This is a genomic window from Blastococcus sp. PRF04-17, from assembly GCF_023016265.1.
Classification (GTDB): domain Bacteria; phylum Actinomycetota; class Actinomycetes; order Mycobacteriales; family Geodermatophilaceae; genus Blastococcus_B.
The window spans coordinates 1,059,107-1,083,938 of record NZ_CP095412.1 but is presented as its reverse complement, the minus strand read 5'-3'; the positions used below and the strand labels follow the sequence as shown (position 1 = coordinate 1,083,938).

The 24,832-nt window shown below is 73.4% G+C and carries 23 protein-coding genes and 2 pseudogenes; 23 read left to right on the top strand and 2 right to left on the bottom strand.

Annotation, left to right across the window (positions count from 1 at the left end; translation table 11 throughout):
• The first annotated feature begins 1 nt into the window (after position 1).
• From pgsA to MVA48_RS05440, 6 genes and pseudogenes are all read left to right on the top strand, one after another.
• On the top strand, positions 2–640 hold the full coding sequence (pgsA, locus tag MVA48_RS05465) for a phosphatidylinositol phosphate synthase (RefSeq protein ID WP_246986621.1): 639 nt from the start codon (positions 2–4) through the stop codon (positions 638–640).
• A pseudogene (locus MVA48_RS05460) lies at positions 637–1,467 on the top strand (phosphatidylinositol mannoside acyltransferase); the annotation flags it as partial. The gene pgsA and the pseudogene MVA48_RS05460, both read left to right, overlap by 4 nt.
• A gap of 109 nt (positions 1,468–1,576) precedes the next feature.
• Complete coding sequence (locus tag MVA48_RS05455; RefSeq protein WP_246986620.1) at positions 1,577–2,785, top strand: glycosyltransferase family 4 protein; 1,209 nt, start codon at positions 1,577–1,579, stop codon at positions 2,783–2,785.
• 11 nt (positions 2,786–2,796) lie between these two features.
• Entirely contained in the window at positions 2,797–3,345 is a 549-nt protein-coding gene (locus tag MVA48_RS05450; RefSeq protein WP_246989098.1) for a hypothetical protein, read from the top strand.
• Positions 3,346–3,397: 52 nt separating this feature from the next.
• Positions 3,398–4,294 carry a pyridoxal 5'-phosphate synthase lyase subunit PdxS gene (pdxS, locus tag MVA48_RS05445; protein ID WP_256461127.1) on the top strand — a complete coding sequence of 299 codons (897 nt, stop codon included), beginning with the start codon at positions 3,398–3,400 and terminating at the stop codon, positions 4,292–4,294.
• Entirely contained in the window at positions 4,291–5,409 is a 1,119-nt protein-coding gene (locus tag MVA48_RS05440) for a heparan-alpha-glucosaminide N-acetyltransferase domain-containing protein (protein ID WP_246986618.1), read from the top strand. The genes pdxS and MVA48_RS05440 overlap by 4 nt, the downstream gene beginning before the upstream one ends.
• 97 nt (positions 5,410–5,506) lie before the next feature.
• Here MVA48_RS05440 and MVA48_RS05435 read toward each other — a convergent pair whose 3' ends face one another.
• Positions 5,507–5,911, bottom strand: a complete 405-nt coding sequence (locus MVA48_RS05435) for a YybH family protein (RefSeq protein WP_246986616.1) — start codon at positions 5,909–5,911, stop codon at positions 5,507–5,509.
• A 66-nt stretch (positions 5,912–5,977) separates the two neighbouring features.
• On the opposite strand from MVA48_RS05435, the gene pdxT reads away from it, so the two are divergent.
• The 10 genes from pdxT to MVA48_RS05385 all read left to right on the top strand — a co-directional run bounded on the left by pdxT (position 5,978) and on the right by MVA48_RS05385 (position 16,618).
• Entirely contained in the window at positions 5,978–6,625 is a 648-nt protein-coding gene (gene pdxT / locus MVA48_RS05430) for a pyridoxal 5'-phosphate synthase glutaminase subunit PdxT (protein WP_246986614.1), read from the top strand.
• A complete protein-coding gene (locus MVA48_RS05425; protein WP_246986612.1) occupies positions 6,622–7,374 on the top strand; it encodes a YebC/PmpR family DNA-binding transcriptional regulator in 753 nt (250 codons plus the stop codon). Before pdxT ends, MVA48_RS05425 begins: the two co-directional genes overlap by 4 nt.
• Positions 7,375–7,452: 78 nt before the next feature.
• Positions 7,453–8,022 (top strand): crossover junction endodeoxyribonuclease RuvC, encoded by a 570-nt coding sequence (gene ruvC / locus MVA48_RS05420; RefSeq protein ID WP_246986610.1) that lies wholly within the window; start codon positions 7,453–7,455, stop codon positions 8,020–8,022.
• Complete coding sequence (ruvA, locus tag MVA48_RS05415; protein WP_246986608.1) at positions 8,019–8,657, top strand: Holliday junction branch migration protein RuvA; 639 nt, start codon at positions 8,019–8,021, stop codon at positions 8,655–8,657. The genes ruvC and ruvA overlap by 4 nt, the downstream gene beginning before the upstream one ends.
• The gene (gene ruvB / locus MVA48_RS05410; protein WP_305852291.1) at positions 8,654–9,826 is read left to right on the top strand and encodes a Holliday junction branch migration DNA helicase RuvB; all 1,173 of its coding nucleotides are present in this window, start codon (positions 8,654–8,656) and stop codon (positions 9,824–9,826) included. The genes ruvA and ruvB overlap by 4 nt, the downstream gene beginning before the upstream one ends.
• Before the next feature lie 178 nt (positions 9,827–10,004).
• The gene (gene yajC, locus MVA48_RS05405) at positions 10,005–10,349 is read left to right on the top strand and encodes a preprotein translocase subunit YajC (RefSeq protein ID WP_246986606.1); all 345 of its coding nucleotides are present in this window, start codon (positions 10,005–10,007) and stop codon (positions 10,347–10,349) included.
• A 15-nt stretch (positions 10,350–10,364) separates the two neighbouring features.
• Positions 10,365–12,065 (top strand): protein translocase subunit SecD, encoded by a 1,701-nt coding sequence (secD, locus tag MVA48_RS05400; RefSeq protein WP_246986604.1) that lies wholly within the window; start codon positions 10,365–10,367, stop codon positions 12,063–12,065.
• Entirely contained in the window at positions 12,062–13,492 is a 1,431-nt protein-coding gene (gene secF / locus MVA48_RS05395; protein ID WP_246986602.1) for a protein translocase subunit SecF, read from the top strand. Before secD ends, secF begins: the two co-directional genes overlap by 4 nt.
• Complete coding sequence (locus MVA48_RS05390; RefSeq protein ID WP_246986600.1) at positions 13,489–14,100, top strand: adenine phosphoribosyltransferase; 612 nt, start codon at positions 13,489–13,491, stop codon at positions 14,098–14,100. Before secF ends, MVA48_RS05390 begins: the two co-directional genes overlap by 4 nt.
• Before the next feature lie 91 nt (positions 14,101–14,191).
• The gene (locus MVA48_RS05385) at positions 14,192–16,618 is read left to right on the top strand and encodes a RelA/SpoT family protein (RefSeq protein ID WP_246986598.1); all 2,427 of its coding nucleotides are present in this window, start codon (positions 14,192–14,194) and stop codon (positions 16,616–16,618) included.
• Positions 16,619–16,681: 63 nt separating this feature from the next.
• On the opposite strand, the gene MVA48_RS05380 is transcribed toward MVA48_RS05385, so the two are convergent.
• Positions 16,682–17,515, bottom strand: a complete 834-nt coding sequence (locus MVA48_RS05380; protein ID WP_246986596.1) for a peptidylprolyl isomerase — start codon at positions 17,513–17,515, stop codon at positions 16,682–16,684.
• Between the two features lie 160 nt (positions 17,516–17,675).
• Between MVA48_RS05380 and MVA48_RS05375 the strand changes: the two genes are divergently transcribed.
• The 7 genes and pseudogenes from MVA48_RS05375 to MVA48_RS23725 all read left to right on the top strand — a co-directional run bounded on the left by MVA48_RS05375 (position 17,676) and on the right by MVA48_RS23725 (position 24,828).
• Entirely contained in the window at positions 17,676–18,371 is a 696-nt protein-coding gene (locus MVA48_RS05375; protein ID WP_246986594.1) for an MBL fold metallo-hydrolase, read from the top strand.
• Complete coding sequence (gene hisS / locus MVA48_RS05370; RefSeq protein ID WP_246986592.1) at positions 18,368–19,630, top strand: histidine--tRNA ligase; 1,263 nt, start codon at positions 18,368–18,370, stop codon at positions 19,628–19,630. The genes MVA48_RS05375 and hisS overlap by 4 nt, the downstream gene beginning before the upstream one ends.
• An 8-nt stretch (positions 19,631–19,638) precedes the next feature.
• Complete coding sequence (locus MVA48_RS05365; RefSeq protein ID WP_246986590.1) at positions 19,639–20,622, top strand: aldo/keto reductase; 984 nt, start codon at positions 19,639–19,641, stop codon at positions 20,620–20,622.
• A 26-nt stretch (positions 20,623–20,648) separates the two neighbouring features.
• Positions 20,649–20,876, top strand: a pseudogene (locus MVA48_RS05360) (OB-fold nucleic acid binding domain-containing protein); the annotation flags it as partial.
• A 217-nt stretch (positions 20,877–21,093) separates the two neighbouring features.
• Positions 21,094–22,425, top strand: coding sequence for an aspartate--tRNA ligase (gene aspS / locus MVA48_RS05355; protein WP_246986588.1), 1,332 nt, complete (start codon positions 21,094–21,096; stop codon positions 22,423–22,425).
• A gap of 58 nt (positions 22,426–22,483) precedes the next feature.
• On the top strand, positions 22,484–22,858 hold the full coding sequence (locus MVA48_RS05350; protein WP_246986586.1) for an effector-associated constant component EACC1: 375 nt from the start codon (positions 22,484–22,486) through the stop codon (positions 22,856–22,858).
• Entirely contained in the window at positions 22,855–24,828 is a 1,974-nt protein-coding gene (locus MVA48_RS23725) for a caspase, EACC1-associated type (RefSeq protein ID WP_305852290.1), read from the top strand. The genes MVA48_RS05350 and MVA48_RS23725 overlap by 4 nt, the downstream gene beginning before the upstream one ends.
• Positions 24,829–24,832: the final 4 nt, after the last annotated feature.

The following is a 24,832-nucleotide window of genomic DNA, read 5'->3' as shown; positions in this document are numbered from 1 at the left end:
CGTGCTCGGCAGCAACGTGCGTCCGGCCGTCGCGCGCTTCTGGGCGCCGGTCGTCGCCCGACTGTCCCGGGCGGGCGTCACGGCCGACATGGTGACGATCGCCGGCACGGTCGGCGCCGTCGCCGCGGCCGTCGGCCTCATCGCCAACGGACACCTGTGGTGGGGCGCGGTTGCGGTCACCCTCTTCGTCCTGCTCGACATGCTCGACGGCGCGCTCGCGCGGGCCCGGGGCGGAGGATCGGTGTTCGGCGCCGTCCTCGACTCGGTCGGCGACCGGGCGGCGGACGCGGCGATCTTCGGCGCCCTGGTGTGGTGGTTCTCCGGCGCGGGCGACAACCGGCTCCTGGTGCTGCTGGCGCTGATCTGCCTGGTCCTCGGGGTGCTGACCAGCTACATCAAGGCGCGGGCGGAGGGCGTCGGCCTGTCCTGCGAGGTCGGCATCGTCGAGCGGACCGAGCGGTTGATCCTGGTGCTCGTCGGCACGGGCTTCGCCGGTCTGGGGGTGCCCTACGCCCTCCACGTGATGCTCTGGATCCTGCTGGCCGGCAGCGCGATCACCGTCGGGCAGCGGTTCGCCGCCGTCCGGCACGCCGCCGCCGATCGCAGGCTGCCCGTGCCGCCGACCCCGCCGGCGCCGTGAGCGGCGCCCTCACCGCCCGGTTGACCGACGCCGGCTTCGCCGCCGGGTGGCACGCTGTCCGGCTGCTGCCCGAGCCGGTGGCCCGCGGTGCGTTCGACCGGGCCGGTCGCTGGGCCGCCGGGCGGGACGGCAGGGGCACCCGTCAGCTGCGGGCCAACCTGCGCGTCGTCACCGGCGGCCGGCTCAGCGAGGCGCAGCTGTCGCAGCTCACCGGCCTGGCGCTGCGCTCCTACGCCCGTTACTGGCAGGAGGCGTTCCGGCTGCCGGCGCTGGGCACCGAGCGGATCGTCAGCGGCACCGAACTGGTGGGCCTGGAACATGTCGAAAAGGCCCGCGCCGGCGGCCGGCCGCTGGTCATGGCGCTGCCGCACAGCGGGAACTGGGACGCCGCCGGGGTGTGGTTCATCGACTGGCTCGACGGGCCCTTCATGACGGTGGCCGAGCGGCTGAAGCCGGAGTCGCTCTACGAGCGCTTCGTGGCCTACCGGGAGTCGCTCGGCTTCCGGGTGGTCCCGCTGACCGGCGGCCCTCGCCCCAGCTCCGACGTGCTGCGCGAGTGGCTGGCCGAGGGCGGGGTCACCTGCCTGCTGGTCGACCGCAACCTGGGCAGCGGCGGGGTGCCGGTGTCGTTCTTCGGCCGGGAGGCGACGATGCCCGGCGGTGCGGCGCTCCTGGCAGCCCAGACGGGTGCGGCGATCGTCCCGACCGTCTGCCAGTTCACCGAGCGCGGTTGGCGGCTGGTGTTCTCACCCGAGGTGCCCGTCGAGGGCTCCGGGCGGCTGAAGGACCGGGTCGGGACGGCGATGCAGGCCGTCGCGGACGCGTTCGCCACCGCGATCGCCGAACGCCCCGAGGACTGGCACATGCTCGGCCGGATCTGGCCCGACGTCCCCCCGGACCCACCGGCTGGCTCTCCGTCGCCCCCGGCCGCCCCTGATGCGGATCGGTCTGGTCTGCCCCTACCAGTGGGACGTGCCCGGCGGGGTGCAGTACCACGTGCGCGACCTGGCCGAGACCCTGCGCGGCATGGGTCACCACGTCGAGGTGCTCACGCCGGCCGAACGGGAGGAGTCGCTGACCGACCCGTGGATCACCTTCGCCGGGCGGACGGTGCCGATCCCGTACAACGGCTCGATGGCCAGCGTGCAGTTCGGGCCCGTCTCGGCCGCACGCGTGCGTCGCTGGCTGCGCGACGGGCGCTTCGACGTCGTCCACGTGCACGAGCCGGCACCGCCGTCGGTCGGCCTGCTGGTCTGCATGATCGCCAAGGGACCGATCGTCGCCACGTTCCACGCGGCCACGACGCGGTCGAAGTGGCTGGCCGCGTGGGGCCCGGTCGTCCGGCCGTGGCTGGAGCGGATCAGCGGCCGGATCGCGGTCTCCGACTTCGCCCGCCGCGTCCAGGTCGAGCACCTGGGCGGCGACGCGGTGATCATCCCCAACGGGGTCCACGTGGACGCGTTCGCGTCCGGACCTACGCTGCCCGGCGTCAGGCGCGGCCAGGGCGGGCCGACGATCGGTTTCCTGGGCCGGTACGCCGAGCCCCGCAAGGGGCTGCCCGTGCTGCTCGAGGCGATGCGGACGGTGGTGCGGCGGCATCCGGGGGCGCGGCTGCTCATCGGTGGGCGAGGGGACGCCGACGAGGTGCGCGAGCTCATCGGCGACGACCTCGGCCCCCACGTGGCACTGCTCGGCGAGCTGTCCGAGACCGACAAGGCGGCGTTCCTGCGCTCGGTCGACGTGTACTGCGCCCCGAACCTGCTGGGGGAGTCGTTCGGCGTGATCCTCATCGAGGCGCTGGCCGCAGGCGCGCCGATCGTCGCCAGCGACCTGGAGTCCTTCGCCCGGGTGCTGGAGGACGGCGAGGTCGGCGTGCTCGTGCCCCGCGGGAACGCCGGGGCGCTCGCCGCCGCCATCGGCGATCTGCTCTCCGATCCCGCGCGGCGTGCCGCGATGTCGGCGCGGGGGTCCGAGGTCGCCGCCACCTACGACTGGCAGGTGCTCGCCCGCCGGATCCTCGCCGTCTACGAGACGGTCGTACCGGTGGGCGGCGGCGCCGTGACGGCCGCGGACGACGAGGAGTTCCCCGCCGTCCCGCCCACCGGCGGGGCGCGGGTTCCCCTCCGACGCCGGAGCCAGCGCTAGCCTTCCGCCTCGTGACGTCCGGGTTCTGGCTGCTGCTCGCCGGGGTCCTGGTCCTCCTGCTGGTGGCGTGGACCGCCTGGACGCTCACCCGCCTGCGCCGGCTGGAGGAGCGCGTCGCCCGCGCCTGGATCGCGCTCGACACCCAGCTACAGCGGCGGGCGGGGCTGGCCGAGGAACTGGCCCGCGACCACCCGGCCGCGATCGGCGGGGACCGGGCGATCTACCTCGCTGCCTTCGCGGCCGACGCCCGCGCACCCGTCGACGGCGACCGGGAGCTCGCCGAGAACGTGCTCGGGCGCGAACTCCGGGAGCTCCCGCCCGACCTGCCCGGCGTCCCGACGGCCCTGCAGAACGACCTGGCCGGCACGGGCACCCGGGTCGGGCTGGCCCGCCGCTTCTACAACGACGCCGTCCGCGACATCCGTGAGCTGCGACGTCGCCGCTTCGCTCGGTTGTTCCGCCTGCACGCCCGGCGGCCGCTGCCGCGGTTCTTCGACATCGACGACCGCCCCGCTCCGGCCCCCACCGGTGCCGGAAGCGGCGGCCGGAACCGTCGCTGAGCCGCCGTAGGATGGGGTTTCCGGTCATCCGCACGACGTGAGGCAGCAACCCGTGGCAGCGCAGAACCCCTCCACCGGCACCGACCGCGTCAAGCGCGGCATGGCCGAGCAGCTCAAGGGCGGCGTGATCATGGACGTGGTCACCCCGGAGCAGGCCAAGATCGCCGAGGACGCCGGCGCCGTCGCCGTGATGGCGCTCGAGCGGGTGCCGGCCGACATCCGGGCGCAGGGCGGCATCGCGCGCATGAGTGACCCCGACATGATCGACGGCATCATCGGCGCCGTCTCGATCCCGGTCATGGCCAAGGCGCGGATCGGGCACTTCGTCGAGGCCCAGGTGCTGCAGGCCCTCGGCGTGGACTACATCGACGAGTCGGAGGTCCTCACCCCGGCCGACGAGGTCCACCACATCGCCAAGAGCGAGTTCACCGTGCCGTTCGTCTGCGGCGCGACCGACCTGGGCGAGGCGCTGCGCCGCATCTCCGAGGGCGCGGCGATGATCCGCTCCAAGGGCGAGGCGGGCACCGGCAACGTGGTCGAGGCGACCCGGCACATGCGATCGATCCGCGCCGGCATCAAGCGGCTCGGCACCCTCGACGAGACCGAGCTGTTCGTGGCGGCCAAGGAGCTGCGGGCGCCGTACGACCTGGTTGCAGAGGTCGCCCGGCTGGGCAAGCTCCCGGTCGTGCTCTTCACCGCCGGTGGCATCGCCACCCCGGCCGACGCGGCGATGATGATGCAGCTCGGTGCCGAGGGCGTGTTCGTGGGCTCCGGCATCTTCAAGTCCGGCGACCCGGCGCAGCGCGCGGCGGCCATCGTCCAGGCGACGACCTTCCACGACGACCCGGACGTGATCGCCAAGGTCTCCCGGGGCCTGGGCGAGCCGATGGTCGGCATCAACGTCTCCACGCTCCCCGACAGCGAGCGGTACGCGACTCGCGGCTGGTGACGCGGGAGCAGGCCGGCTCCGGCACGCTCACCGGGCGGATCGCGGGGCTCGACGTCGCCCGTGGCCTCGCCGTCCTGGGCATGTTCGCCGCGCACCTGCGGCTGGGCGGCGAGCTGCGCCCGGACCCGTCGACCTGGTGGGCGCTCACCAGCGGGCGCCCGTCGATCCTGTTCGCCACGCTCGCCGGGGTGTCGGTCGCGTTGCTCACGGGCCGGACGACGCCGCCGGCAGGGTTGGAGCTGTCCAGGGCCCGGCTGCGGATCCTCGTCCGCGCGCTGTGGGTCTTCGCCATCGGCTGGGCGCTGGAGGCGCTCGACACCTTCGTGGCGGTGATCCTCGGCGTCTACGCGGTGCTGTTCGTCCTGGTACTGCCCTTCGTGCGCTGGCCGGTGCGCCGGCTGCTCGTCCTCGCCGCAGTGGTCGCGGTCGCCGGCCCGCCGCTGGACGCCGTCCTCGGCCAGCTGCTCACCGTGGCCGGCGTCGCCGACTCCCGGCCGGCCGAGCTGACCGTCACCGGCGCCTACCCGGCGCTGCTCTGGATCGCCTTCGTCCTGGTCGGCCTCGCCGTCGGCCGGCTCGACCTCGGTGCTGCCCCGGTCCGCCGCCGCCTGGTCGCGGTGGCCGGGGCGGCCGTTGTCGTGGGCTACGGGCTCGGGTGGCTGACCACCCGTCTGCTGGCCGACGGCCGGCTCTCGCCCGGTCCGGAGGCCGGCTTCGATGCCCCGCCGGTGACGTTGCGGGGGACGTGGCTGACCGGCGCCGAGCCGCACAGCGGGACGACGTTCGAGATGGTCGGGTCCACCGGCGTGGCCGTGCTGGTGATCGTGGGCTGCCTCGTCCTCGCCGAGCTGCTGCCGGCCGTGGTAGCTCCCGTCGCCGCGGTCGGCGCGCTGGCGCTCAGCGTCTACACGACGCACGTGGTCGCCCTGCGCGTCGTCATGGACGTCGCACCCGAGTCCGCGCAGGGGCTGGGGACCTGGGCGTGGTTCGCGGTCGCGGCGCTGGTCGGTGCGTGGCTGTGGCGCCGGGTGATCGGCCGCGGGCCGCTCGAGTGGCTGCTCACGTGGACATCGTGCCGGGCGGCGGGGTTGCCGCCGTCCGCCCCCGCGGTCTGAGGGACCGGACGACCACTGGGGTCCGACGACGTCGCCACCGGCGCGGACCACTCGGACGCCGTCCGCGAGTCGATCGACGGGCGGACCCGGCTGGTCCTCACGGAGTGACGCCAGTGCCTCCCGTGTCGTCGGTCCCGGCGGTGTGCGACTTTCCCGGCCAGTAGGCCCACTCCTCGAAGTGCTCGACCCGTCCGTCAGATGCGAACCGCAGGACCCACAGGTCGCGGTACTCCTGCGGCTGCGGGTCGCCGTAGCGGACCTCGAGCCGGACGACCGCGTCGCGGCCCTCGACGGCGACCGGTTCCGCACCGACCTCGAAGGTCAGCCCCGCGTCGTCCAGCCAGAAGTCCTGGATCTCGGCATGACCCGTCCTGGGCTCGGAGTAGGGCGAGGTGAGGTACCGCGCGTCCTCGGTGAACAGCCGGGTGACCCCGGCGAGGTCGCCGGCCCGCCACACGCGCTCGTACTCGGCGACCCACCGCATCACCCCGGCCCGATCCATGCGGGCACGCTGCCACAGGCCGGGCTCCTGCGGCCGGCCGCGGACGCCGCCGTAGCCTGGGCAGTCGTGTCCAGCGATGTGCGCCGTCCGGTGATCGGGGTGCTCGCCCTGCAGGGCGACGTCCGCGAGCACCTCTCGGCGCTGCGCGGGCAGGGCGCCGAGGCCGTGACGGTGCGCCGGCCGGAGGAGCTCGCCGCCGTCGACGGGCTGGTGATCCCGGGCGGGGAGTCGACGACCATGGTCAAGCTGGCCGACCGGTTCGGGCTGCTGGAGCCGTTGCGCGCCGCCGTCCACGAGGGGCTGCCGGCCTACGGCTCCTGTGCGGGGATGATCCTGCTCGCCGACCGCCTCCTCGACGCGCCGCCCGACCAGCAGACCATCGGCGGTCTCGACGTCACCGTCCGCCGCAACGCCTTCGGCCGGCAGGTCGACAGCTTCGAGTCCGACCTCGCGTTCGAGGGGCTCGAGGGCGGCCCGGTGCACGCGGTCTTCATCCGCGCGCCGTGGGTCGAGGAGGCCGGCGGGGACGTCGTCGTCCTCGGGCGGGTCGTCGGGGGAGCGGCCGACGGTAGGATCGTCGCCGTCCGCCAGGGGAATCTGGTGGCCACGAGCTTCCACCCCGAACTGACCGGGGACCGCCGGGTGCACGCGCTGTTCGTCGACATCGTCCGCCGTCACCGGGCCGAGCAAGCAGAGAAGGGACTCGAGCCGTGAGCGGCCATTCCAAGTGGGCGACGACCAAGCACAAGAAGGCCGGGATCGACGCCAAGCGAGGCAAGCTCTTCGCCAAGCTGATCAAGAACATCGAGGTCGCCGCCCGCACCGGCGGCGGTGACCCCGCGGGCAACCCGACGCTGTACGACGCCATCCAGAAGGCGAAGAAGAGCTCGGTTCCCAACGACAACATCGACCGCGCGGTCAAGCGGGGGTCGGGCGCGGAGGCCGGTGGCGTCGACTACCAGGGCATCACCTACGAGGGCTACGCGCCCGGCGGGGTCGCCGTCCTCATCGAGTGCCTGACCGACAACAAGAACCGGTCGGCCATGGAGGTCCGCACGGCCATGACCCGCAACGGCGGATCGATGGCCGACCCGGGGTCGGTCTCCTACCTGTTCTCCCGCAAGGGTGTCATCGTCGTGCCCCGGGCCGACGGCGTCGACGAGGACTCGGTGCTCATGGCGGTGCTCGACGCCGGCGCCGAGGAGGTGCGCGACCTCGGCGACACCTTCGAGGTGGTCTGCGAGCCGGGTGACCTGGTCGCCGTGCGCACCGCACTGCAGGACGCCGGCATCGAGTACGACTCGGCCGACGCCGGCTTCGTGCCCAGCGTCTCGGTCGAGCTGGACGAGGAGAACGCCGGCAAGGTCTTCCGGCTGATCGACGCCCTCGAGGACTGCGACGACGTGCAGAACGTCTACGCCAACTACGACGTCTCCGACGAGGTCCTCGAGAAGGTCGGCTGAACGGTGTGTCGGGGCCGTCCGGTCGGCGGTCCGGGCTAGCCTCGGTCGAACAGGCGTTCGGCTGACTGGGGGCGACACATGCGGGTGCTCGGCATCGACCCGGGCCTCACCCGGTGCGGGTGGGGCGTGGTCGACGGGCGTCCCGGTGCCCGGCCGGCGGCGGTCGGCGTCGGCGTGATCCGCACGATGGCCGAGCTCGACCTGGAGCTACGGCTGCTCGAGCTGCACACCGCGCTCACGGCGCTGGTCCGCGAGCACCGGCCCGACGTCGTCGCGATCGAACGCGTCTTCACCCAGAACAACAAGGGGACGGCGATGGGCACGGCGCAGGCCGCCGGCGTCGCGGCGCTCGCCGCCGCCCAGGCGGACCGGCCCGTCGCCTGGCACACCCCCAGCGAGGTCAAGGCGGCCATCTCCGGCAACGGCCGCGCCGACAAGGAGCAGGTCAGCCTCATGGTCACGCGCGTCCTCGGCCTCGCGGCCGCACCCAAGCCGGCCGACGCGGCCGACGCCCTCGCGCTCGCGGTGTGCCACGCCTGGCGCGGCCCCGCCCAGGACAAGCTGCGCCGGGCAGCGCTCGCCGGCGGTCTCGGTGCCCCCGTGCGCACCACCACGCTGCCCCGCTGGACCGGGGTGGCGGCCCGATGATCGCCTCGGTGAACGGCCGGGTCGCCGCGGTCGGCCCCGACGGCGCCGTGGTCGAGGTGGGCGGCATCGGCCTCGCCGTCCAGTGCACCCCCGGCACGATCGCCCGCCTGCAGGTGGGCGAGAGCGCCCGGCTGGCGACCAGCCTGGTGGTCCGCGAGGACTCGCTCACCCTGTACGGCTTCGCCGACGACGACGAGCGGCAGCTGTTCGAGCTGCTGCAGACCGCCAACGGGGTCGGCCCGAGGCTGGCGCAGGCGATCCTCGCCATCCATCCGCCGCGGGAGATCCGGCGCGCGGTGTCGATGGGCGACCTCAAGGCGCTGATGCAGGTGCCCGGCATCGGCAAGAAGGGCGCCGAGCGGCTGGTGCTCGAGCTGCGCGACCGCCTCGGAGCGACGTCGGTCGACACGTCGCTCGACGGGCCGTCGCTCGCCGGCCTGCCGTCGGTGGCGCCGGTCGCGCCGTGGCGGGACCAGCTGGTGTCGGCGCTGGTCGGCCTGGGGTGGAGCGCCCGCGAGGCCGACGGCGCCCTCGACAAGCTCGTGCCCGTCGCCGACGAGCAGCTCGCGGCGACCGGCAAGGTCGAGGTCGCCGTCCTGCTGCGCCAGGCCCTGCAGCAGCTGGGTAGGTCGTGAGCGCGCCGTTCGACCGGTCCCTGACCGGCGACGTGGCCGACGGCCACAGCCGCGACTTCTCGGTCTCCTCGGGGGCCGGTGACGAGGAGCGGGTCGTCGAGTCGGCCCTGCGCCCGCACTCGCTGCACGACTTCATCGGCCAGCCGAAGGTCGCCCGCCAGCTGGCGCTGGTCCTGGAAGGCGCCAAGCGCCGCGGCCGGCCGCCGGACCACGTGCTGCTGTCCGGTCCGCCCGGCCTGGGCAAGACCAGCCTGGCGCTCATCATCGGGTCCGAGCTCGGGACGTCGGTGAAGATCACCAGCGGCCCGGCCATCGAGCGGTCCGGTGACCTCGCCGCGATGCTGTCGAACCTCGGGCCCGGCGACGTGCTGTTCATCGACGAGATCCACCGGATCGCGCGGCCGGCCGAAGAGCTGCTGTACATGGCGATGGAGGACTTCCGGGTCGACGTCGTGGTCGGCAAGGGCCCGGGCGCGACGGCGATCCCGCTGGAGATCAACCCGTTCACCCTGGTCGGGGCCACGACCCGCGCGGGCCTCCTGACCGGCCCGCTGCGCGACCGCTTCGGGTTCGTCGGCCAGATGGAGTTCTACGAACCCGCCGAGCTGATGCAGGTGCTGCGCCGCAGCGCGGAGCTGCTCGGCGTCGAGCTGACCGACGACGGCTCGGCCGAGATCGCCGGCCGGTCGCGCGGCACCCCGCGCATCGCCAATCGGCTGCTGCGCCGCGTCCGGGACTACGCCGAGGTCGAGGCCGACGGGCGGGTCACCCGTGAGGTCGCGCAGGCCGCGCTCGCCCTCTACGACGTCGACGTGCTCGGCCTCGACCGGCTCGACCGCGCCGTCCTGGAGGCCCTGGTCGTGCGCTTCCACGGCGGTCCGGTCGGCGTCGCCACCCTCGCCGTGGCCGTCGGCGAGGAGCCGAACACCGTGGAGGAGGTCTGCGAGCCGTTCCTCGTGCGGGCCGGTCTGCTGGCCAGGACGCCGCGGGGCCGGGTGGCGACCGAGGCCGCCTGGCGGCACCTGGGTCATCCGCTGCCGAAGGGCGGGGCGGTGCTCGGCGGGTGGGGTGGGGGACAGCAGAGCAGCGGTGTGAGTGGTGTGTTCGGTGGGGGGAGCGGCGCACCGGGTGCCCCGGGTCCGTCGTCAGAGCCCCTGTTCGGCGCATAGACTCCGAGCCGCTGGCGCGCAACTCGTCAGGCCGCGGCCGTGCGCGTCCCGTCCGGTGGGTCGCGCGCCGCGCGCCAGGCACCGAGCGCACGAGACACCGAGCAACGCACCCGAGCGGACCCCGGACGGGGTCCGCACCCACCGCGGGCAGTGCCCGCGGTAGAGAGGCACACCTGTCGTGGAGAACCTTCCCTTCCTGATCCTGATCGCGCTGGCGGTGCTGCTGTTCGTGCTGCCCGCCCGGCAGCGCAAGCGCATCCAGGCCCAGCAGCAGGAGATGCAGAACTCGCTGACCATCGGCACGCCGGTGATGACCACCAGCGGGCTGCACGGCACGGTCGCGGCACTCGCCGACACGACCCTCGACCTGGAGATCGCCCCCGGCGTCGTCGTCACGTTCGCCCGGCAGGCGATCCTCGAGATCCGCAAGCCGATCGAGGCGCCCGGCAGCGCGCCGACCGACGAGGGCACGGACACCGGCCAGTCGGGCACGGCCGGGCGCCCGGCCGACGGCACCGTCTGAGGCCGGCGACCTCCTGTGGCCACCCCCTCCCTGCGCGCGGGCCGGTACTTCGCCGCGTTCGTGCTCGTCGTGGCCGTCCTGTACGGCCTCGTCTTCTTCACCGGCTCCGTCCGGACACCGCAGCTCGGGCTCGACCTGCGCGGCGGCACGACGGTCACGCTGACCGCCCGCACCCCTGACGGCCAGGCCCCGGCGCAGGAGGACCTCGAGCTGGCTCGCCAGATCATCGAGCAGCGGGTCAACGGCCTCGGCGTCGCCGAGGCCTCGGTGGTCACCGAGGGCGACTCCAACATCGTCATCTCCGTGCCCGGGGACGACGGCGAGCAGGCGAGGCAGCTGGGCGAGACGGCGCTGCTGCGCTTCCGCCCGGTGGTGCAGGCCGAGCCCGTCGGGGCTCCCGCCGGCGAGAGCGCCACTCCGACGGACAGCGCCACGCCGACGGACACCGCCGCGCCCACGAGCGGTGCGCCCTCGACCAACGACGGGTCGGTTCCGTTCGACCAGACCACCCCGACCCCGACCGACGCAGCGACCCCGACGGAGGCGGCGGCGCCGACGGGGGCCGGCGAGACCGGTTCCGGGAGCGCCCCGGTGGACCCGAACGCGCCGCCGGTCACGCAGGAGGAGGCGGCGGCCGCCTTCGCCACGCTGACCTGCGGCGAGGACGACGCGCCGACTGCCGACCGCCCCGACGACCACATCGCCACCTGCGGCGAGGACGGCGCGATCAAGTACGTCCTGGGCCCCGCGGTGGTGGAGGGCACGCAGGTGACCGACGCGACCGCGGGCACGCGCGCCGGCACGGGCGAGTGGATCGTGACCCTCGACTTCAACGCCGACGGCAGCGCGGCCTGGGCCGGTTACACCGCGGCCAACGTCGGCAACCAGGTCGCCATCACCCTCGACGGGCGGGTCATCTCGGCGCCGACGATCAACAACGCCATCCCCGGCGGCACGACCGAGATCACCGGCAGCTTCGACCAGGAGTCGGCCACGGAGCTGGCCAACCAGCTGAAGTACGGTGCCCTGCCGCTGAGCTTCACGCAGGCGACCGCCCAGTCGATCTCCACCGAGCTCGGGGCCGAGCAGCTACAGGCCGGCCTCATCGCCGGTGCCATCGGCATCGCGCTGGTCTTCGTGTACGCGCTGCTCTACTACCGCCTGCTCGGCCTGGTGATGATCGCCAGCCTCGCGCTGTCGGCGGTCGTCGTGTACGCCTGCCTCGTGCTGCTCGGTCGGCAGATCGGCTTCACCCTGAGCCTCGCGGGAATCGCCGGCTTCATCGTCTCGATCGGCATCACGGCCGACTCGTTCGTCGTCTACTTCGAGCGGCTCAAGGACGAGATCCGCGAGGGCCGGACCCTGCGCTCGGCGGTTCCCCGCGCCTGGGTGCGCGCGCGGCGGACGATCCTCTCGGCCGACGCGGTCAGCTTCCTCGCCGCGGCGATCCTGTACGTGCTGGCGATCGGCGACGTCAAGGGCTTCGCGTTCACCCTCGGTATGTCGACGGTGCTCGACCTGGTCGTCGTCTTCCTCTTCACCCACCCGCTCATGGCCGTGCTGGCGCGGTTCAAGTCGTTCGGCAGCAGCCGGTTCTCCGGCCTGGGCCGCGTCGGACACACCCGCGGTGACCCGGCCGCGGTGCGGCCGGCGCGTGAGCTGGCCGCCGCAGGCACCGCGTCCGGCAGCGGCGCGCAGGACAGGAGCTCCCGATGACCCGCGACGACCGCCGCGAGCCCGAGGACGTCCTCGACGGCCAGCTGCTCGGCGACGACATCCCCCAGGGGAGCGACGCCGACGAGGAGCAGGACGCCGACGCGGTGCTGGCCGACGCCGCGGCCTCGGCCGACGAGGAGGCGCTGCGGAACGCCGGGCTGCCCCGCGAGGGCCGCGCCGAGAGCACGACCTCTCCGCGCGGCCGGCGCCTCGCCGGGCTGGGCGCGCGGCTGTACAACGGCGAGGCCGGCCTCGACGTCGTGGGCCGGAGCCGCCTGATCTACAAGATCACCGCGGTGCTCGTCCTGCTGTGCATCGCCACAATGGTGTTCCGGGGCTTCAACTTCGGCATCGACTTCGCCGGCGGCAACAGCTTCCGGCTGCCCGGCACCACTGAGCAGCTGAGCGAGGTGCGCGAGGCCGCGGAGGACACCGGCGCCCAGGTCGCCACCGCCCAGATCGTGGGCGGCAACACGATCCTGCTGCGCACCGAGGCGCTCGACAACGACGCCGAGCGGGCCGTGGTGGTCGCCGTCGCCGAGGCCGCGGGTATCCAGCCGGACGACGTGAGCCCGGAGTCGGTCAGCGCCGAGTGGGGCGCCGACATCACCGACCAGGCACTGATCGCCCTGGCCGTCTTCCTGGTGGCCGTCGTCGCCTTCCTGGCGCTGCGGTTCCAGCCCAAGATGGCGGTCGGCGCCATGGCCGCGCTGATCCACGACATCGTCGTGACGGCCGGCATCTACTCCCTCATCGGGTTCGAGGTGACGCCCTCGACGGTCATCGGCTTCCTCACCATCCTGGGCTTCTCGCTGTACGACACCGTCGTGGTCTTCGACAAGGTCGACGAGAACGTCAAGGACCTGGAGCGCACCGCCCGCATGACGTGGGGCGAGGCGGCCAACCTGGCGGTCAACCAGACACTCATGCGGTCGATCAACACGTCGGTGATCGCGCTGCTGCCGGTTGCCGGCCTGCTGTTCGTCGGTGCCGGCCTGCTGGGCGTGGGCACGCTCAAGGACCTCGCGCTGGTGCTGTTCGTGGGTCTGGCCGCCGGTACCTACTCGTCGATCGTCCTCGCCACCCCCATCGTCGCCGACCTCAAGGAGCGCGAACCCGAGGTGCAGGCGCTGCGCCGCCGGGTGCTGGCCCGGCGGTCCTCCGCCGCGCGCCAGGCCGGCGCCCGCGTCGCGACCGGCCCGGTGGCCAGCGCCCGCCGCGCCCGGACCCCCGGGGCCGCCACGGGCGGGGGAGTGGCGCTCGCCGAGCGCGACCTGCCCGACCAGGTCGACGCCGACGTCGTCGTCGAGTCGCCGGCATCGGTCCGGCCGGAGCCGGGCCCGGGTGCCACGGCCGCGCCCCGCCCCGGGGCGCGACCGCAGCGACCCGGCGGCAAGGGCCGCCCGGCGGGCAAGAAGCGCCGGTGACTGCCACCCCCACCGGTGCGCCGGAGGACGGCGAGGCGCCGCTGGACGAGCTGATCGCCGCGTTGACCGTCGACGTCCCGGATCACCCGGAGCCGGGCGTCCTCTTCCGCGACCTCACCCCCGTGTTCGCCGACGCGACGGCGTTCCGCCGCATGGTTCACGGGCTGGCGGCGCCGGCCGCGTCGGACCCGCGCGCGGCCGCGGTCGCCGAAGGCGGCGGCCACGACGGCGATCCGGGCTTCGACGTCGTCGTCGGGGTCGAGGCGCGCGGCTTCCTGCTCGCGGCGGCAGTGGCCCTCGACAGCGGTGTCGGCGTCGTGCCCGTGCGCAAGGCCGGGAAGCTCCCGCGGGAGCGGATCTCCGTCGACTACGCCCTCGAGTACGGGACGGCGAGCCTCGAGCTCCACGCGGACTCCGTGCGTCCCGGTGACCGGGTGCTCGTGGTCGACGACGTGCTCGCCACCGGTGGCACGCTGGCCGCCGCCGTCTCGCTCGTGGAACGCCTCGGCGGCGCGGTCGCCGCCGTCTCCGTGGTGGTGGAGCTCGCCGCACTGGGCGGGCGGGAGCGCATCGCGCCGCACACCGTGCACGCCCTCTGGACCACCTGACCGAGGGAGACCCTCGCCGGCGCGAGCCCGGCCGGTGACCGCCCCGCTAGCATGGGGGAATTCAGATCTCCGCAGCCCAGCAGGAGTCGCCGTGGCCTCCGACGTAGCCGCCAACGCGGCTCCCGCGCGGCCGGGCGAGCCGCAGGCTGAGGCGCCGGCCCAGCCGGGCGCGGCGCAGGACGAGGTACGCCGTCCGCCACTGCCGGACCGGCCGGCCGTGCGCCGTCCCGACGACGTCGGCTCGGAGCCGGGGGAGGCCGAGGTACCGCGGCGGCGCGTCCGCGACCGGCTGGCCCGCCGCATGATCGCCAGTCCGCGCGCGCCCGTCATCCGGCCCGTGCTCGAGCCGCTGGCGGCGCTGCACCGGCAGAGCCATCCGAAGGCCGACCTGGTGCTGCTGCAGCGGGCCTACGACGTCGCCGAGGGCGCGCACAGCAGTCAGAAGCGCAAGAGCGGCGATCCCTACATCACCCACCCGCTGGCCGTCGCGACCATCCTCGCCGGCCTCGGCATGGACACCACGACCCTGGTCGCGGCCCTGCTGCACGACACCGTCGAGGACACCGGCGTCACGCTCGAGACGATCACGCGCGAGTTCGGCTCGGAGGTCACCCACCTCGTCGACGGCGTCACCAAGATCGACAAGGTCAAGCTGGGGGACGCGGCGCAGGCCGAGACGATCCGCAAGATGATCGTGGCGATGGCCCGCGACCCGCGCGTCCTGGTCATCAAGCTGGCCGACCGCCTGCACAACATGCGCACCCTGCGCTTCCTCCCGCCCGAGAAGCAGGAGAAGAAGGCGCGCGAGACGCTGGAGATCCTCGCCCCGCTGGCCCACCGGCTGGGTATGAACACCATCAAGTGGGAGCTCGAGGACCTGGCCTTCGCGACCCTCTACCCGAAGCGGTACGACGAGATCGTGCGGCTGGTGGCCGAGCGCGCACCGTCCCGCGACACCTACCTCGCCGAGGTGACCTCGCAGGTCAGCGAGCAGCTCAAGGCGGCCAAGATCGAAGCGGTCGTGTCGGGCAGGCCCAAGCACTACTACTCGATCTACCAGAAGATGATCGTCCGCGGCCGCGACTTCACCGACATCTGGGACCTCGTCGGCATCCGCATCCTGGTCGACTCGGTACGCGACTGCTACGCGGCGCTGGGCATCATGCACGCGCACTGGCAGCCGGTCCCGGGCCGGTTCAAGGACTTCATCGCGATGCCGAAGTTCAACATGTACCAGTCGCTGCACACGACGGTGATCGGTCCCCAGGGCAAGCCGGTCGAGCTGCAGATCCGGACGCACGACATGCACCGGACCGCGGAGTACGGCATCGCCGCGCACTGGAAGTACAAGGAGAAGGCGCGCTCGGGAGGGACCACCCCGGTCAAGGCTGGGTCGCCCGACGACATGCTGTGGCTGCGGCAGCTGCTGGACTGGCAGCGCGAGGCGCAGGAGCCGGGCGAGTTCCTCGAGACGCTCCGGTACGACCTGGGGCCGCAGGAGGTCTTCGTCTTCACGCCCAAGGGCGACGTCATCAGCCTGCCCGGCGAGTCCACGCCGGTGGACTTCGCCTACGCGGTGCACACCGAGGTCGGGCACCGCACGATCGGCGCCCGGGTCAACGGATCGCTGGTCTCCCTGGACAGCAAGCTCTCCAACGGCGACGTCGTCGAGGTCTTCACGTCCCGGTCACCCACCGCCGGACCGTCGCAGGACTGGCTGTCCTTCGTCGGCTCGTCCCGCGCCCGGACCAAGATCCGGCAGTGGTTCACCAAGGAGCGCCGCGAGGACGCCGTCGAGGCCGGCAAGGAGGCCCTGACCCGCGCCATGCGCAAGGCCGGGCTCCCGCTGCAGCGGCTGCTCGGGGGCGAGGCCCTGAGCACCCTGGCCAAGGACCTGCGCTACGCCGACGTCACCGCCCTGTACGCCGCGGTGGGGGAGAACCACATCTCCGCGACCTCCGTCGTCGAGAAGCTGATGACCGCGCTGGGTGGCAGCGAGGGCGCGGTCGAGGACATCGCCGAGACCGCGATCCCCACCCGCCGGGCGACACCCCGCCGCCCGGCCAGCGGCGACTCCGGCGTCGTCGTCCACGGCATGACCGACGTCTGGGCCAAGCTCGCCAAGTGCTGCACGCCGGTGCCCGGTGACCAGATCCTCGGCTTCGTCACCCGCGGCGGCGGCGTCAGCGTGCATCGCACCGACTGCACGAACGCCGCGGACCTGCAGCGCAAGCCCGAGCGGCTGGTCGAGGTGGAGTGGGCGTCGCAGCCGGGTTCGGTCTTCCTCGTCGCGATCCAGGTGGAGGCGCTCGACCGGCACCGGCTGCTCTCCGACGTCACCAAGGCCCTCGCCGACGAGCGGGTGAACATCCTGTCCGCGTCGGTCCAGACCAGCCGGGACCGAGTGGCGATCAGCCGGTTCACCTTCGAGCTCGCCGACCCGGCGCACCTCGGCGCGGTGCTGCAGGCGGTGCGCAACGTGGAAGGCGTCTTCGACGTGGAGCGCGTCACCGCCTGAGCCCAGCTTTCTGTACCGAAAGCGAAGCGCGTCGGCGCAGCTTTCGGTACAGAAAGCTGGGTCTCAGCTCACGACGGTCATCGAGTTGATCGTGACGTCGACGTTCGGCGCACCGCCGCCCGGGCTCGGCTCGAACGAGCCGTCGTTTCCGGCGGCCGCGATCTTGTCCAGGACGGCCAGACCGGCCTCGTCCACCGTGCCGACGGCGGTGTAGTCGGGGGACAGCTGGGTGTCGACGAAGGTCAGGAAGAACTGGCTGCCCGTCGACCCGGGGGTGCCGCTGTTGGCCATCGCGATGGTGCCCCGCGGGTAGGTGGTCTCCGGCGTGACCTCCTCCGCGTACTTGTAGGTGGGCCCGCCCGAGCCGGTGCCCGTGGGATCGCCGCACTGGAGGACGCCGAACGTCGGCTGGTTGACCTCGCGGTGGCACGAACTGCCGTCGAAGAAGCCCTGCTCGGCGAGGTAGGTGAAGCTGGCCGCCGCGCACGGCGCCTGGGCCCGGTCGAGGGTGAGGGTGAGGTCGCCCTGGTTGGTGCTCATCAGCAGCGTGCTCGTGCCCTGGGCGGGGGTCGCCTCGGGGCTCGGCGGCGTCCCGACATCGGTGAGGCTGGGGTTGCCCGACTCGTCGGGGCTGTAGGTGCAGGCCACGGTGCCGTCGGCGTTGGTGGTCGCCGCGGCTGCGGAGCTGCTCGGTGCGGGGTCGGCCGATGCCGCGCTGTCGTCGTCCTCGAAGACGCCGGTGATCAGCAGCGAGGCGCCGACCACGACGACGACCGCGATGGCCGTGAGCAGGATGCCGAGGTTGCGGCGGCGCTTGCGCGCGAGCTCGGCTCGGCGCTCGAGCTGGCGCTGCAGGTGGCGCTGCGCGGCTTCCCGGCGCTGCTTGTTCGTGGGCACGGTCGAACTCCTCGATGGGGCGGGTACTCGCCGGGGCAGGTCGGGGCGGGGCGGGGCCTGAGGGCCGGCCGCAACCGCAGTCGAGCGCGAGTCTAGGCGGCGGAGCTGGCCGCTCCCTGGCAGCACCGGTGCGTCGCGAGCCCCCGCGTAACCTGCACGGGTGCTCATCCGCTCGTTCCCCGCCGGCGCGTTCGGCACCAACTGCTATGCCGTCGCCTCCGGGCCCGGGCAGGAGTGCGTCGTCGTCGACCCCGGCATGGACGCCGTCGAGCCGCTGGCGCGGATGCTCGCCGAGGACGGCCTGAAGCCGGTCGCCGTCGTGCTGACCCACGGCCATCTGGACCACACGTTCTCGGTGCTGCCGGTGTGCGACGGCTACGACATCCCCGCCTACCTGCACCCGGACGACCTCGGGATGCTGTCGGACCCGGCGCGCTGGCACGGCCCGCAGCTGGCGCCGCTCATCACGGGGGTGCAGCTGCCCGACCCGAGCGAGGTCAGGAGCCTCGACGACGGCGCGGTGCTCTCGCTCGCCGGGGTCGAGCTCACCGTGCGGCACGCGCCGGGGCACACCCAGGGGTCGGTCGTGTTCTCGCTGGACCTGGGTGAGGCGCCCGGCCTGCTCGCCGGCGACGTCCTCTTTGCCGGCTCGGTCGGCCGGGTGGACCTGCCCGGAGGCTCGTGGGAGGCGATGCTCCGCTCCCTGCGGGACGTCGTCCTGCCCCTGGACGACGAGACGGTCGTGCTGCCCGGGCACGGTCCGGCGACGACCATCGGGCGGGAGCGGGCGACCAACCCCTACCTGGCCGAGGCGGCGGCGGGTTCCGGTCCGGCGCCGGCGGGGCGGGGACTGTGACCGAGCTGCGCGCCCCGAAGGGCACGTTCGACACCCTCCCGCCGGAGTCCGCCCGCTTCCTGGCCGTCCGCGACACGCTGACCGCGCCGCTGCGGCGGGCCGGGTACGGCTACGTCGAGACGCCGGTCTTCGAGGAGACGGCGGTCTTCGCCCGCGGCGTGGGCGAGTCCACCGACGTGGTCACCAAGGAGATGTACACCTTCGACGACCGCGGCGGCCGATCCCTGACCCTCCGCCCCGAGCTCACCGCCGGGCTCATGCGGGCGTTCATCGAGCATCGGCTGCACGACGGCGCGCTGCCGGTGAAGCTCTGGACCGTGGGTTCGGCGTTCCGGTACGAGCGGCCGCAGGCCGGGCGCTACCGGCACTTCACCCAGGTCGACATGGAGGCGCTCGGCGTCGACGACCCGGCGCTGGACGCCGAGGTGGTCGCGCTCGGGGTCCAGGGCTTCCGGGATCTCGGGCTCACCGACTTCGAGCTGCTGCTGACCTCGCTCGGCGACGCCACCTGCCGGCCGCAGTACCGGGAGCTGCTCGTCGATCACCTCGCCAAGCTCGACCTGGACGAGGAGACCCGGCGGCGCGCCGAGATCAACCCGCTGCGGGTGCTCGACGACAAGCGCCCCGAGGTGCAGGCACAGCTCGACGACGCGCCGCTGATGGTCGACCACCTCTCCGACTCGACGAGGGCGCACTACGACGCCGTCCGCCAGCACCTGACCGATCTCGGGGTGACGTGGACCGAGGCCCCGCGGCTGGTCCGCGGGCTGGACTACTACACGAAGACGACCTTCGAGTTCGTGCACTCCGGGCTCGGGGCGCAGTCGGCGATCGGCGGGGGCGGCCGGTACGACGGCCTCTCCGCGGCCCTGGGCGGCCCGGACCTGTCGGGCATCGGGTACGCCGTCGGCGTCGACCGCACACTGCTCGCGGTGCAGGCCGAGGGGCTCGACGTCGGCGGGACCGCCGGTGTGCAGGCCTTCGTCGTACCGCTGGGAGTCGAGGCGAAGCGCCTGGCGGTGCGCCTGGTCGGGCAGCTCCGCGAGGCGGGGATCGCCGCCGACACCGTCTACGGCGACCGCGGGCTCAAGGGCGCGATGAAGGCGGCCGACCGGTCGGGCGCCTCGCACGTCGTGGTCATCGGCGACCGCGATCTGGCCGAGGGCGTCGGCCAGCTCAAGGACATGCGCACGGGCGAGCAGCGGCCGGTTCCCGTCGCTGAGCTGCTCGAGACCGTGCGTGGAAGTGTGGGGGAGTGAGTTCTTCGATGGAGCAGCGACCGCTCGGACGGACCGGGGCCGACGTGTCGGTCGTCGGGCTGGGCACCTGGCAGCTCGGCGGCGACTGGGGGGACGTCGACGACGACGCGGCCGCCGAGGTCCTCGACGCCGCCCTGGACGCCGGGGTGACGATCCTCGACACCGCCGACGTCTACGGGGACGGCCGCTCGGAGGAGCGGATCCGCAAGGCGCTGGCACCACGGTCGGAGCGGCCGTTCGTGGCGACCAAGGCGGGTCGGCGCGCCGATCCCTTCGAGGCCGAGCAGTACACGCCGGAGAACCTCCGCGCCTGGATCGACCGGTCCCGCCGGAACCTCGGCGTCGACACCCTCGACCTCGTGCAGCTGCACTGCCCGCCGTCGGCCGTCTACTCCGACCAGCGGGTCTACGACACCCTCGACGACCTCGTCGACACCGGTGCGATCGCCGCCTACGGCGTGTCCGTCGAGACCGTGGCCGAGGGGCTGACCGCCCTGGAGCACCCGAACGTGCAGACGATCCAGGTCATCCTCAACGTGTTCCGCCGCAAGCCGCTCGAGCAGCTGCTGCCGGCCGCGCAGCAGGCCCAGGTAGGCATCCTGGCCCGTGTGCCGCTCGCCAGCGGCCTGCTGTCCGGCAAGTACGACGAGCACACGACGTTCCCCGCCGACGACCACCGCAACTACAACCGCCACGGCGAGGCCTTCGACGTGGGCGAGACCTTCTCGGGGGTGCCGTTCGACGTCGGTGTCGCCGCCGCCCGCGAGGTGGCCGAGATCGCCGGGGACGCCGTGCCGACCGCGGCGTTCGCGCTGCGTTGGGTCATCGACCAGCCCGGCGTGACCACGGTGATCCCGGGCGCCCGCAACGTGACGCAGGTCAGGGGCAACGTCGCGGCGGCGACGCTGGCTCCCCTCACCGACTCCCAGCTCAGCGATCTCGAGCGGGTGTACGACGAGCGCATCCGCGCCCACGTGCACGACCGCTGGTAGATCCCACCCTCCGAAAGGGCACTCAGTTGCTTCGCACCCACGACGCCGGAACGCTGCGCGCGTCCGACGCCGGCACCACCGTCACCCTCGCCGGCTGGGTCGCCCGCCGCCGCGACCACGGCGGCGTCGTCTTCCTCGACCTGCGTGACGCGTCGGGCTACGTCCAGGTCGTCGTCCGGGAGGAGGAGGCCCACCACCTGCGCAACGAGTACTGCGTGCTCGTGACCGGTGAGGTGCGCCGCCGTCCGGAGGGCAACGAGAACCCGGAGCTGTCGACCGGGGAGGTCGAGGTGGCCACCTCCTCGCTGGAAGTCCTGTCGGCGGCGGCGCCGCTGCCGTTCCCGATCGAGACCGACCAGGCGGCGTCGGACGACGTCCGCTACAGGTACCGCTACCTCGACCTGCGCCGGCAGGGGGCCCGCCCGGGCGATCCGGATCCGCTCGGAGATCAGCCGGATCGCGCGCGAGGTCATGCACCGGCACGGGTTCGCCGAGGTGGAGACCCCGAACCTGACCCGGTCGACGCCCGAGGGCGCGCGCGACTTCGTCGTCCCCGTCCGGCTGCAGCCGGGCAAGTGGTACGCGCTGCCGCAGTCGCCGCAGCTGTTCAAGCAGCTGCTCATGATCGGCGGGCTCGAGCGGTACTACCAGATCGCACGCTGTTTCCGGGACGAGGACTTCCGCGCCGACCGGCAGCCCGAGTTCACCCAGCTCGACTTCGAGATGAGCTTCGTCGAGCGCGACGACGTCCTGGCCGTCGCGGAGGACGTCGTCCGGGCGCTGTGGCGGGAGCTGGCCTCCTACGAGGTGCCCGACATCCCGCGGATGACCTACCGCGAGGCGATGGATCGCTTCGGGTCGGACAAGCCCGACCTGCGGTTCGGCATCGAGCTGACCGAGCTGACGTCGTACTTCGCGGACACACCGTTCCGGGTGTTCCAGGCGCCCTACGTCGGCGCGGTCGTCATGCCCGGCGGCGGCTCGCAGCCGCGGCGGGCGTTCGACGCGTGGCAGGACTGGGCCAAGTCGCGCGGCGCCCGAGGCCTGGCCTACGTGACCATCGGCGAGGACGGCGAGCTCGGCGGGCCGGTCGCCAAGAACATCTCCGACACCGAGCGCGCCGGGCTCGTGGCGGCCGTCGGGGCTTCGCCGGGTGACTGCGTGTTCTTCGCGGCCGGGGCCCGGCGGTCCTCGCAGGAGCTGCTGGGCGCCGCACGCAACGAGATCGCCCGCCGGCTGGAGCTGATCGAGCCGGGCTCGTGGTCGTTCCTGTTCGTCGTCGACTTCCCGATGTTCGAGGAGACCGAGGACGGCTCCTGGACGTTCATGCACCACCCGTTCACCTCGCCCACCCCCGAGTGGCGGGAGACGTTCGCCGACGACAAGGGTGCGGCGCTCTCGGACGCCTACGACATGGTGATCAACGGCAACGAGGTGATGAGCGGCTCGGTGCGTATCCACGACGCCGCGCTGCAGGAGCGGGTGTTCGAGACCCTCGGCATGTCCCGCGAGGAGGCCCGCGAGCGGTTCGGGTTCTTCCTGGAGGCGTTCGCCTACGGCCCGCCGCCGCACGCCGGTGCCGCCCTGGGCTGGGACCGCCTGTCGGCGCTGCTGTCGGGCGTCGAGTCGATCCGCGAGGTCATCGCCTTTCCCAAGACCGGTGCCGGTTTCGACCCCCTGACCGGTGCGCCGACGCCGATCACCGACGCGCAGCGCAAGGAGGCCGGCATCGACGCGAAACCGGAGGAGCCGCCGCTGCCCGGTGAGCCGGGGGCGCCGGGGCCCACGAACCCCGCGCACTGACCGCCGGGGGCGCAAAGCCCCTTGTCGGCCGTTCCCGACCGGCGGAGCATCGGCGTCCGTGGAGTTCCTCGTGGCCCTGGAACCGGAGCCCGGCACCGACCCGGAGGACGTCGAACGGCTCGGCCGGCAGCTCCGCAACGAGCTGCGCGCCCTCGACGTCGACGACGTCGCCGTGCTCGACGGTGGGCCGCCGCCGGAGGGCTCGAAGTCGGGGACCGCGGCCCTGCTCACCGAGTGGCTGGTGACGCTGAGCGCCGGCGGCGGGGTGCTCGTGACGGTGATCGGAACGCTCAAGGAATGGCTGTCGCGGCGCGGCGCCGCCCACAAGGTCACGGTCACCATCGACGGCGACACCCTCGAGCTGAGCAACGCCACCGACGACGAGCGGGCCGCACTCGTCGAGACCTTCGTCCGACGCCATCAGCCGGCGTGACCCCCGTGTCCGCGACCCGCAAGGCGCTGATCGTCGCGACCTACGAGTACACCGACGCGGGGCTGCGCCGGCTCGCCGCCCCCGAGCACGACGCGGAATCCCTGGCGGCGGTGCTCGAGGATCCCGGGATCGCTGACTTCGACGTCACCACGCTGGTCAACCAGCCGCACCACGTGGTCGGTGAGGCGATCGCGGACTTCTACGCCGACGCCCGGCGGGACGACCTGACGCTGCTCTACTTCACCGGGCACGGGCTCAAGGACGACGAGGGCCGGTTCTACCTGGCGATGACGAACACCCGCCGGTCGGCCCTGATGTTCACGGCGATCTCCGGCGCGCAGCTCAACGACGCGATGGACGAGTCACCGTCCCGGCGCAAGGTCCTGGTGCTCGACTGCTGCTACAGCGGCGCCTTCCCGGCCGGGCGGACCGCGAAGGCGGACGAGGGCGTGCAGACCCTCGAGCGGTTCCAGGGCAAGGGCCGCGCGGTGCTGACCGCCTCGGACGCGACGCAGTACGCCTTCGAGGGGGACGACCTGAAGGGCCGAGGTGTCACCTCGGTGTTCACCCGCTACCTGGTGGAGGCGATCCGCAGCGGCGAGGCCGACCTCGACGAGGACGGCGACATCGCCCTCGACGAGCTGTACAGCTATGTGCGCGAGCGGGTGGTCGCCGAGGTGCCGGGGCAGCGGCCCAAGAAGCAGGAGGACGTCGACGGCCGCATCCTCATCGCCCGTAACGTGCACTGGACGCTGCCCGACCACCTCCGGCACGCGATCGAGAGCCCGATCGCCGCGCAGCGGCTCACCGCGGTGGAGGGGCTCGGCCACCTGCACCGCACGGGCAACGAGGTGGTGCGGGCGGCGGTCAGGGCGGAGCTCGCCGCGCTGGCCGCTGACGACAGCCGGTCGGTGTCGGCGGCCGCTACGGAGCAGCTCGGGCGGCTCGGAGCGGCACCGTCCGCGCCCTCGGTGCCGGCGCCACGACCGTACGAGACACCCGCCGTGCCGGTGGTCGCGGCCGCGGCGCCGCTCGCCCGGCCGGATCCGCCTCCTCCGCAGGCGATACCCGTGCGCGATGCCCCGCCGGTCGAGCCCCGTCCGGTGGCACCCGACCCGTCGCCCGTCGTGGCCGGCGCTCCCGCGCCGCCACCGGGAGCGCCGGCCGGCCGCACCCGCCGGTGGGCGCGGCCGGACCGGGTGCTCGCGCTCGTCCTGCTGAGCGCGCTGCCGCTCACCCTGTTCCGGTTGCTGTACTTCGAGACGAGCTACCCGCACACGGCCGACAGCTGGACCGAGTCGACCCTGCCCTGGACGGTCTTCGTCGTCCTGCCGCTCGTCGCCGCCGCCGGCCTGCTGGCCGCGCGGTCGCGGGTGGGGTGGGCGCTCCCGGTGGCGGCCGGACTCCTCCTCGGCGCCGGGCTGGTGCTGGTCGAGCACGCCCTGTTCTGGATCTTCTTCTTCACCTACTACCGGGACAGCTACACGGTGGGCGCGGCGCTGTGGTTCCTCGTCCTGGGCGCCGTGGTCGTGGTGGCGGCGGCGGTGGTCATCCTGTCCCGGCCGCCGCTCGCTGGCCGGCCGGGCGCCCGCGCCGACTGGCGGGTGGCGTGCGCGCTCGTCGTCGTCGCCTGCGTGCTGTGGTTCCTCGCGTCGGGTCCGGAGACCCACGCGCCGTCCTACTGGCTCGCGGTCTACGAGGGCACGTTCCTGCTGGGCGGCGCGGCGCTGGCCGTGACCCTGCTGTGGCTCAGCTCGGGGCAGCGCGTCGCAGCGCTCGTCGGCATCACGCTCTTCGGCCTGTGGTCGGTCTACTGGATCGTGCGGGAGCTGCAGACGCAGGATCTCGGCATCGAGGAGCCGGTGTTGCAGACCGAGCTGATCGGCGTCCTCCTCACGCTGCTGGCGTGCTACGCGGCGCAGATCGGCCCGGCCCGGCAGCCCGCGGCGACGTCTCCGCCGTCCCGGTAGCGTC

Bases quoted from the DNA above. Each gene is read 5' to 3' on its own strand.
- aspS (WP_246986588.1), top strand. From the start codon at position 21,094: ATGCACCGGCACGGGTTCGCCGAGGTGGAGACCCCGAACCTGACCCGG.
- ruvC (WP_246986610.1), top strand. From the start codon at position 7,453: ATGCGGGTGCTCGGCATCGACCCGGGCCTCACCCGGTGCGGGTGGGGC.
- secF (WP_246986602.1), top strand. From the start codon at position 12,062: ATGACCCGCGACGACCGCCGCGAGCCCGAGGACGTCCTCGACGGCCAG.
- ruvA (WP_246986608.1), top strand. From the start codon at position 8,019: ATGATCGCCTCGGTGAACGGCCGGGTCGCCGCGGTCGGCCCCGACGGC.
- MVA48_RS05455 (WP_246986620.1), top strand. From the start codon at position 1,577: ATGCGGATCGGTCTGGTCTGCCCCTACCAGTGGGACGTGCCCGGCGGG.
- MVA48_RS05365 (WP_246986590.1), top strand. From the start codon at position 19,639: ATGGAGCAGCGACCGCTCGGACGGACCGGGGCCGACGTGTCGGTCGTC.
- MVA48_RS05435 (WP_246986616.1), bottom strand. From the start codon at position 5,911: ATGGATCGGGCCGGGGTGATGCGGTGGGTCGCCGAGTACGAGCGCGTG.